General features: G+C 64.1%; 7 protein-coding genes and 1 pseudogene. 4 read left to right on the forward strand and 4 right to left on the reverse strand.

Annotated features, from left to right (window positions below; translation table 11 throughout):
- Positions 1–91: 91 nt before the first annotated feature.
- Together FFS09_RS30215 and FFS09_RS30220 are read right to left on the reverse strand one after the other, a co-directional pair.
- Positions 92–409 (reverse strand): annotated as a pseudogene (locus tag FFS09_RS30215) (Y-family DNA polymerase); the annotation flags it as partial.
- Between the two features lie 42 nt (positions 410–451).
- Positions 452–838 (reverse strand): LexA family protein, encoded by a 387-nt coding sequence (locus tag FFS09_RS30220; RefSeq protein ID WP_137922605.1) that lies wholly within the window; start codon positions 836–838, stop codon positions 452–454.
- Positions 839–1,094: 256 nt separating this feature from the next.
- On the opposite strand from FFS09_RS30220, the gene FFS09_RS30225 reads away from it, so the two are divergent.
- The 3 genes from FFS09_RS30225 to FFS09_RS30235 all read left to right on the forward strand — a co-directional run bounded on the left by FFS09_RS30225 (position 1,095) and on the right by FFS09_RS30235 (position 3,149).
- Complete coding sequence (locus FFS09_RS30225; RefSeq protein WP_137922599.1) at positions 1,095–2,006, forward strand: hypothetical protein; 912 nt, start codon at positions 1,095–1,097, stop codon at positions 2,004–2,006.
- Between the two features lie 63 nt (positions 2,007–2,069).
- Positions 2,070–2,372 carry a hypothetical protein gene (locus tag FFS09_RS30230; protein WP_252374576.1) on the forward strand — a complete coding sequence of 101 codons (303 nt, stop codon included), beginning with the start codon at positions 2,070–2,072 and terminating at the stop codon, positions 2,370–2,372.
- 255 nt (positions 2,373–2,627) lie between these two features.
- On the forward strand, positions 2,628–3,149 hold the full coding sequence (locus FFS09_RS30235; RefSeq protein WP_252374577.1) for an SOS response-associated peptidase: 522 nt from the start codon (positions 2,628–2,630) through the stop codon (positions 3,147–3,149).
- Positions 3,150–3,537: 388 nt separating this feature from the next.
- Here FFS09_RS30235 and FFS09_RS30240 read toward each other — a convergent pair whose 3' ends face one another.
- Together FFS09_RS30240 and FFS09_RS30245 are read right to left on the reverse strand one after the other, a co-directional pair.
- On the reverse strand, positions 3,538–4,440 hold the full coding sequence (locus tag FFS09_RS30240) for a dienelactone hydrolase family protein (RefSeq protein ID WP_137922601.1): 903 nt from the start codon (positions 4,438–4,440) through the stop codon (positions 3,538–3,540).
- A gap of 263 nt (positions 4,441–4,703) precedes the next feature.
- Complete coding sequence (locus FFS09_RS30245) at positions 4,704–5,006, reverse strand: putative quinol monooxygenase (protein WP_137922602.1); 303 nt, start codon at positions 5,004–5,006, stop codon at positions 4,704–4,706.
- Between the two features lie 109 nt (positions 5,007–5,115).
- Here FFS09_RS30245 and FFS09_RS30250 point away from each other — a divergent pair, with 109 nt between their 5' ends.
- Positions 5,116–6,078, forward strand: a complete 963-nt coding sequence (locus FFS09_RS30250; protein WP_137922603.1) for a GlxA family transcriptional regulator — start codon at positions 5,116–5,118, stop codon at positions 6,076–6,078.
- The last annotated feature ends 187 nt before the right edge of the window (positions 6,079–6,265 follow it).

The following is a 6,265-nucleotide window of genomic DNA, read 5'->3' on the forward strand; positions in this document are numbered from 1 at the left end:
ATGGTCGCCACTGCCAATGAAACGCAACAGCCCTACTCTGTTAATCGCAACACCAGTCAACGACTTCCTTCTCAAAGGAAACGCAACAGTAGCCTGGTGCACTTAAGTCGATGGAATAGATCTCCTGTCGATGGCCGAGTGCGGCCACCACGCTCATCATGCGATCGCTGATCTCGCCGTAGAGCTCGAAGTTGGCGGAGAGCGCCACCAGACCAGAGCTTTCCTGCAAGTGCCGGATCTGGAACCAGGGTGCTCCCATCTTGATGCCCAGGTCCTTAGCCTCGTTGGAGCGTGCGATCGCGCAGCCGTCGTTGTTGGACAGCACGACACACGGCGTGTTCTTCAGCGAATACCGGAACACCCGCTCGCAGGAGACGTAGAAGTTGTTGCCATCGACAAGGGCAAACAGCGGCGCTGCCATGGCTTTCTCTGCTTCTTGGTTTGCCGCCCATCAAACCTGAAACTGCTTGATCGATGCGATCACCACGCCCCAGATCTCGATCTCCTGCCCTTCCTTCGGTGTGATGTCCGGGTAGGTCGGGTTGGCCGCCTTGAGCTTCATGCGGCCGTTTCGCAGGTGCAACTGCTTGCAGGTGAACTCACCATCCACGATGGCAATCACCACCATGCCGTGCCTGGGCTTGACCGCCTTGTCCACCAGAAGCACATCCGCATCGAAGATGCCCAGTTCGCGCATCGATTCGCCACTGACACGCATCGCATAGGTCGCTTGCGGATGCACCACCAGCCGCTCCATGATGTCGATGCGTTTGGCCGAGAAATCGGCCGCCGGCGAGGGAAAGCCGGCGTGCACGCTCGTGGCCAAGCCGAACGCCATGAGCGGTTCTTGCTTGAGCAGTGCGGGTTCGGAGAGGCTGGTGTCTGACACGGTGACTCCTCGCTGCGGGGTTGTAACGGGGCTACAGCGGGGAGCGGATAGTACACTGGATATATATCCAGCTCCTCAAGCCCCGGCGGCTGGCTCAACATCTCACCCAGGCGCTGCAAAGCCCCACCGCCAACAACACCACCGCCGGACCGCAGCCACCTGGAACCTCCGTGGATACGCCATCGATACGCCACGGATGCACCCCATGAATGCACCGCCCGAAACCGCTGCCAGAACGTCAGACCCCACAGCCGCGCCACCCCTCAAGCGAGCGCACCTGCGCCGCCTGCGCGAGATCTACCGCTCGGCCGGTTGGCCGTGCGCCGACATGATCGAGGTGGAGCTGCTGGCAGCGGGTTGCCTGGAGCGGTGTGTGGGCAGCCATGGCCATGAAACGCTACGCCTGACGGACGCCGGCATTGACGCCCTCGCTCAGGCCCACACCGCCAACAAGACCGCCCGCGATCCGCATGAATGCCTGGTCAGGCAGGTGGCCGACCAACTCGCCCGCGAAGGACGCCTGGCATGGCGAGGATTGATGCTGCGAGCTCCGCTGCCGCGCGCCTTGTCTGGCTGCCATGGGCATGAGGTTTCCGCGATCGAGGCGGCCAGGACTGTCCCGGCACCGCCTCTGCCTCTGCCTCTGCCACTGCCACTGCCACTGCCACTGCAGCCGCAACCGCTGTGGGAAGACTCCTCAGCCGACGGCGCAGTGGTGCACGGTCCCGCGCACACCTGGTGCATGGCCATGCCCGATGTCTTCTCCATCCGCCGCAGTTCGGTGGAAGCCTACCTGGAGCCGGTGGTGCACGAGATCAAGGTCAGCCGCTCCGACCTGCTTGGCGACCTCCGCAAACCGGCCAAACGGGCCGCTTACCTGGCCATGGCCGGGGCTGTCTGGTACGTGCTGGGCGAAGATGCCAAAGGTCGGCCGATCGCCCAGGCGGATGAGGTGCCTGCGGAATGTGGCGTGCTCCAGCTGGAGCGGGGCTCGTTGGTGGTCGCACGCAGTGCACCGCGCCGAGCCATGGAACGCCTGCCGTTTCATGTGTGGATGGCATTGGCCCAAGCCAGCCCGCACATCTGGCTTGATGCCGATGAGCAGCGCATGCTCTGAACGGAGCGCAAAATCACGGCTCGAGTTCACGATTGGACCCATGAGCCACGCGAGCGCCCTTGCATGAATCTCAATCAAATCGATCCTTTGGAGTTGCGCCGGTCGATGCGGTTTGCGCTGGACCTGGTCGCAGCCCACCGGATAGCCAGGGGCTTGACGCTCGATCTGCAGCGGGCGACTGCCATTCGCGAGACCTTGGAAGAACGGGTGATGCTCGCGTTGGCCGAGTTCGACATGGGTTCAATGCCATCCACCTGGTCGTGGCAGAAGGCCGTCGAAACCCTGTCTGTCGAGATGGCCCTGCAGATCATCCGTGAGCAGAAGAACGAACCTCAGGACCCGGCCTACAGAAGCGGGGAGTCCTGAAAGGCGGACTGGTCCGTCCGGGGCGCTGTGAGCGCTTCGTGTTCCCCAGGGGTATGCTGATCGGATGTGCAATCTGTACGGCAGCACCCATGAAGAAGGCGTTCGCAAGTACTGGCGACCAGCCAACGTGCTCGCAAGCCCCTGGGAGGGCGGCATCGTCGCCCCCGAAAGCCTGGCGCGTTCATCCGCCGCTCGCGCAACGCCGAGGGCTATTTGATCGGGCCTGGCCGCGATCTTGTCGTGGGGCACTGGGGCTTGATCCCCTGGTTCGCCAAGAACCTGAACTTCCGGTACTCGACCAACAACGCGCGCAGCGAAGAGCTGGAGGACAAGCCGACCTTCAGAATTCCGTGGAAGCGCGGCCAGCGCTGCATCATCCCGGCCGACTGGTTTGATGAACCGAACTGGGAGAGTGGCAAGAACGTCTGGTGGCGCTTCAAGCGAGCGGATGGAGAGCCATGGGCGTTGGCTGGCCTGTGGGACACCTGGCGGGACCATGAAACCGGAGAGATGGTCGAGAGCTACACGATGCTCACGATGCATGCCAACAGCCATCCCCTGATGGGCCGCATGCACAAGCCCGATGTCGACCGCATCACGAAAGTCCCCTTGCCGTTCGAGCAACAAGACAAGCGCAGCGTGATTCCCATCGAGCAGGGTGATGTGGACCAATGGCTGACGGGCTCCATGAGGGATGCGAAGGCATTGTTGCGCCTTGCGCCGTTTGAGGTGTTCAACGCTGGGCCTTCGGTTCCGACCACGGGTGCGCTTCTCTGACCGGTTTGTTTGCGGTGGTGCGGAAAACGTCCGCATCGTTTCCCGTAAATGGATTCGTCAGTCGCTCGCTCTGACCGCGTGTGCGGATGGGGAACTACCTTGGCGCGGTGAAGGTATTTGCGAGATCGATGACTGTTCAAGACTGGGGGCAGTCCTTCACGACCCGCCCGATTGCTGTCTGGTCTCGACCTTAAAGGGAAGTTGGCGGGCTTGGCTTGGTTGCACCGAGCCGCTCGTCGAATCCTTCCCCGGACAAGGCGTTGCAGGTTGAGGTTGCACCGCCTTGCCCTTGATTTGCCGTACGCGCCTCGAGTCATGCCGTCAAGCTCGCCATTGGAAAGTGGGGACGCGTCTCGACGCATCCCCTCCAGGGCTGAGCCTTCAGGTCTTAGACGCGGTACTTCTTGAACCAATCGCTGGCCAGCTTCTGCGCGTAGGTGGCGGCGGCCTTGTCGTAGCTGGGGCGGTAGTCGGCGTTGAAGCCGTGGTCGACGTTGGGGAAAACCACGATCTCCGAGCCGCTGCCGCCTTTGTTGATGAGGCCGCGCATCTTGGCGATCGTCTCCTGTTTCACGAAGGCATCGATGCCGGAGTAAAGCCCGAGCACCGGTACCTTGATCTCGTGGGCGAAGTCGATCGGATCCTGCGGGCGCAGGTCGGGCGCCTTCAGGCCTTCGAGCAGGCCGTAGTAAGCCACGGCGGCATTCAGGCTGCCGTTGTGGCGTGCATAGACCCAGGCGGTGCGGCCGCCCCAGCAGTAGCCCACCAGGGCGGTGCGCTTGGCATCGGCCTTGCCGCTGGCTCGGGCAAAGGCCAGGGTGGCATCGAGATCGGCGCAGACCTGCGCATCAGGCACCTTGGACACCACCTGCGACAGGATGGTGCCGATGTCCGTCATCGTCGAGACATCGCCCTGGCGGGCGAACATTTCGGGGGCAATGGCGTAGTAGCCCATCTTGGCGTAGCGGCGGCACATGTCCTTGATGTGCTCGTGCACACCGAAGATCTCCTGCACCACCAGCATCACCGGGAACTTGCCGGGGCCGGCCGGCATCGCGCGGTAGGCCGGAATCTTGCCGTCCGCGACCGCGACGCTGACCTCGCCGGCGACCAGGCCCTTGCTGTCGGTGGTGATGGCCTGCGCCAGCACGGGATTGGACGCGATGGCGAAGCCGGAAGCCAGCGACGTCATCACGAAGCCGCGCCGCGACAGGCCGGCGTCGGCCGTGCCCGCCGTGGTTTCCGGGTGGTTGAAGTTGATCGGCGCGAGTCCGTAATCCATCAGTTTCATGATTGCTCTTGGGGTGGTTGAAGAGAAAGTGGGTGTGACATGGCCGAAGACCGGTGGGCCCGCCGCTTCGGACACGATCGGTCTCGGTCCGACGTCGACCATCGAGAACGAGCGGATCGCAGGTCGACGCTCCCCAGGCTTCACGCCTGGATCGACATCGCGGGTGCTGATGGCCGGGCGCCGGCAAACGTCGACCACACAGGTGACGCTGCGCAGGCGGTTCCGCTCGACGCCCGCGACAACGCCGCGCCGCGGACGGCGCGTCAGCCCGGCAGCTTCGCCGCCAGCAGATCGATCTTCTCGATCTTTGGCGGCGCGCTGAGCAAGCTTGCTGCGTTGGCCATCAAGGCGGCTGCGATCGGGCCGTCCAGGTGCGCCTGGCGACCCGTCTCGTCGGCAAAGGCGTCGAACACGCCGAAAGTCGACGGGCCGAACTTCAAGGCAAACCACGCGGTGGTTCCCGACTCGGCGTTGGCGAGCGGCAGCGCCCCGGCCAGGAATTCGGCAACGGCGGTCTCTTGTCCGGGTTTGGCTTCTAGACGAACGAACAGCGCAAGTTTGGTCATTGGGTGAACTTCTGTGTGAATGGGTGAACGCTTGACAGCACGTTGAGACTAAGACCTTCTGTCACCATTCACGAGTGGCAAGAGTGCCAATATTGATATCATTCTCGCCATGCGAATCCACATCCTCGTTCTCGACGGCGTGTTCGACTTGGGTCTTTCGGCCATCACCGACACACTGGGCACGGCCAGGCAACTGGCGGGCTCGCTGGCCCAGCCGCCGACAGCCATCGATGTCACCTTGGTGGGCGTGAGGCGCCGCGTGCGCACTGCGCAGGGTTTGACGGTGCCCGTGGTGCCGGTGCACGCCGTTCGCAAACCCGACATCGTGCTCGTGCCCGCGCTCGGCGCCAACATGCCCGACACGCTCGCGGCGCGCCTGGCCCGTCCAGACGTGGCCGACGCGGTCGTCGCGCTGCGGCGGTGGTCGACCGCCACAGCGGTCGTTGGCGCCGCCTGCACCGGCACCTTCCTGCTGGCGGAGAGCGCGCTGCTCGACGGCCAAAGGGCCACGACGTCTTGGTGGCTGGCGCCGATGTTTCGGCAGCGCTATCCGCGCGTGTCACTCGATGATTCCCGCATGCTCGTGAGCTCGGCCGGCTTCACCACGGCCGGCGCTGCCCTGGCCCACATCGACCTGGCACTGGGCATCGTGCGCAGCAGCAGCCCGGCGCTGGCAGCGCAGACGGCTCGCTACCTGCTGGTCGAGCCGCGTGGCTCGCAAGCGGAGTTCGTGATCCCCGATCACCTCGCCCACGCCGACCCGGTGGTCGAACGCTTCGAGGGCTGGGCGCGGCAGCGGCTCGCGCACGGCTTCTCGCTGGCCGAGGCGGCCGTCGCCGTGGGCGCCAGCGAACGCACTCTGGCGCGGCGCCTGCAAGGCGTGTTGGGCAAATCACCCCTGTCGTACTTCCAGGACCTGCGCGTCGAGCGTGCCGTGCATCTGCTGCGCACCAGCACCGAAAGCGTCGATCAGATTGCCGCGCGGATCGGCTACTCCGACGGGGTGACTTTGCGCGCCCTGCTGCGACGCAAGCTGGGACGCGGCGTGCGGGAATTGCGCGCGGGAACCTGATCTGGTCGGCGGCGGGCTGACGTTGGTGCGCTGATCAACCCCAAAGCGGTCATCCCCCAACGTCTGAAGATAGCCGATGGACTAAACCGCTTTCGCGGTAATCGCTCCGGCAGCATCGTGGTTATTCGTTCCACCGCTGGTTCTGCCATGTTGACGGGTGAGGCAATCCGCCTCGCTCTTCGACAGG

The sequence above is a fragment of the Hydrogenophaga sp. 2FB genome, assembly GCF_005503365.1.
GTDB lineage: Bacteria > Pseudomonadota > Gammaproteobacteria > Burkholderiales > Burkholderiaceae_C > Hydrogenophaga.

Coding starts and splice junctions, on each gene's coding strand:
- FFS09_RS30230 (WP_252374576.1), top strand. CDS start 2,070: ATGAATCTCAATCAAATCGATCCTTTGGAGTTGCGCCGGTCGATGCGG.
- FFS09_RS30245 (WP_137922602.1), bottom strand. CDS start 5,006: ATGACCAAACTTGCGCTGTTCGTTCGTCTAGAAGCCAAACCCGGACAA.
- FFS09_RS30240 (WP_137922601.1), bottom strand. CDS start 4,440: ATGAAACTGATGGATTACGGACTCGCGCCGATCAACTTCAACCACCCG.
- FFS09_RS30250 (WP_137922603.1), top strand. CDS start 5,116: ATGCGAATCCACATCCTCGTTCTCGACGGCGTGTTCGACTTGGGTCTT.
- FFS09_RS30220 (WP_137922605.1), bottom strand. CDS start 838: ATGGCGTTCGGCTTGGCCACGAGCGTGCACGCCGGCTTTCCCTCGCCG.
- FFS09_RS30225 (WP_137922599.1), top strand. CDS start 1,095: ATGAATGCACCGCCCGAAACCGCTGCCAGAACGTCAGACCCCACAGCC.